We start from the raw sequence: 1,735 nt of genomic DNA, 5'->3' as shown, positions 1-1,735 counted from the left end.
GCCGTTCAAAACCTGGATCAGCAGAATTTCTTTATTGTCCAACCGGGTATACCCGCCTAGAAATCCGCAGTGGGTGCCGAGGTGCGCACCCCATGTCCGGGTGGCATTTTCATACCACTACTTCGCGCATAGTTCCGATTTAAGGGTCTTTGGTAATGCTATTTAGATTGGAGTTCAAACAAATCACCCGGAGAGCATTGAAGTTCCTCACACAGACGGGTAAGAGTGGTGAATCGTATGGCTCGTCCGCGGTTATTTTTTAGCACCGAAAGATTTACGACACTGACATCCATTCGACGGGATAGCTCTGCCAAGGTCAAACCACGCTGCTTCAGTAGCTCATCTAGCTTGCATACGATTCGATGATCGTCATTGTCTTCTGGCATTAGATGATCCCGTCTTGATCACGTGCCAAACGTGTTGCACTTCGAAAGGCGATTTGTAAGCCACTGACAAAGAGCACCACGAGAAAAACCATCCAGGCATCGGATGTCGCTGCTGCACTTGGTCGGACTCCGGGCTCTCCCCACGGTCCATACCCCAGATCACTAATGGCGGCATTCGTTCCAATGAGGGACGCCATCGCCGGTAACGCGGCCACACACAATAGGGCCAGACTGACCCAGTTCAACAGCACCTGGAAGCGGTGATCGAAAAATCTGCCTCGCGCGATACGAGAAATCAAGATCGCAGCAAACACTAACAACGCAACCCAACAGACAATTTCGACGATATCAGCCACTCTGAGCCAACCCACGGCAGTACCACTCAGCTCCGCCGCATCGACCTGCAAATGCAATATATCCCGCTGCTCTTGTACGACACCGCTGGGGGACTGCGTTACCACCGGCTCAAACGGTGGACGTAACACCACCGCCACCACACCTCGTGACGCTCCACTCCACAGCTGCATCACTCCATCAACTATCACCCACACCACGGCAACGCCAAAAGCAATGATCACAAAACGAAGGAAATGACGGTCTGAGCGAACTGGGTCAACTGTAGTAAGCATGACACAACCATATCGAAAAACGATAATAACGTAAATCGATATGGCACCAGCGGCCTCTCGCGTCATAATCAAGTCGTTCTAAGTTTGATATGTTGCTGGAGGGAACTAGTCATCCACCAAGCCCGTCGATTTCGGCGTTGGCGGCTTCATCTAGTACAACGTTCCAGCCGCTCAACTTCTATGATTCGCAACTTCCTTTAGCGGTTTTCGTAGGTTCATGTTGCGGTCCGCCTGACCGAGACCCGTAGATTCCATGACCAAAGTCGTGTCCTAGTCGCTGGTGCTGATACCCAAACGCATCGGATGGTCGAACCGAGCTGCTGGCGCTAATAGGGTAAGGCGTGTAAAACCGGGTATACCCGACTTGACGCCTCTCGTGTTTGAGCACTGCAAGTATTTCTCAGACCTTGTGATATCGGTATCCTGTGCAGCTGGCAAGCTGGGCTGTATTGTGATGGGCGCCACACACAGAATGTACTCACCACCGATGAGGAGGCAGGCTATGAAAGAGTACAAAGTCGTGACTCACCGTGACGAGCCCTTCGCGGCAACAAATTCGGAAAATTTAGAAGCAACGCTGAACAAATGCGCGACTGAGGGATGGCAGGTGGCAAACACCGTATCCAGGCTCCAATTTTCCAGTGGACGGTCTTTAATCATGGTCCTAGAACGAGATAGCAACTGAGAATACAGGTACACCCTGTCATTATCTGTATACCC

3 protein-coding genes are annotated in these 1,735 nt (G+C 51.4%); 1 reads left to right on the top strand and 2 read right to left on the bottom strand.

What is annotated here, in order from left to right:
• Positions 1–158: 158 nt before the first annotated feature.
• Positions 159–386, bottom strand: coding sequence for a helix-turn-helix transcriptional regulator (locus tag L0H14_RS12470; protein WP_301421997.1), 228 nt, complete (start codon positions 384–386; stop codon positions 159–161).
• Complete coding sequence (locus L0H14_RS12465) at positions 386–1,015, bottom strand: hypothetical protein (protein ID WP_301421996.1); 630 nt, start codon at positions 1,013–1,015, stop codon at positions 386–388. Before L0H14_RS12465 ends, L0H14_RS12470 begins: the two co-directional genes overlap by 1 nt.
• 454 nt (positions 1,016–1,469) lie before the next feature.
• On the opposite strand from L0H14_RS12465, the gene L0H14_RS12555 reads away from it, so the two are divergent.
• Positions 1,470–1,700: a DUF4177 domain-containing protein gene (locus tag L0H14_RS12555; RefSeq protein WP_367618779.1), complete on the top strand. Its 231-nt coding sequence runs from the start codon at positions 1,470–1,472 to the stop codon at positions 1,698–1,700.
• Positions 1,701–1,735 lie beyond the last annotated feature (35 nt).

The organism is Yaniella sp. (assembly GCF_030453185.1).
Lineage (GTDB): Bacteria > Actinomycetota > Actinomycetes > Actinomycetales > Micrococcaceae > Yaniella.
The sequence above is the reverse complement of the archived record's forward strand: the minus strand, read 5'-3'. Positions and strand labels throughout refer to the sequence as shown.

Bases quoted from the DNA above. Each gene is read 5' to 3' on its own strand.
- L0H14_RS12470 (WP_301421997.1), bottom strand. From the start codon at position 386: ATGCCAGAAGACAATGACGATCATCGAATCGTATGCAAGCTAGATGAG.
- L0H14_RS12465 (WP_301421996.1), bottom strand. From the start codon at position 1,015: ATGCTTACTACAGTTGACCCAGTTCGCTCAGACCGTCATTTCCTTCGT.
- L0H14_RS12555 (WP_367618779.1), top strand. From the start codon at position 1,470: ATGGGCGCCACACACAGAATGTACTCACCACCGATGAGGAGGCAGGCT.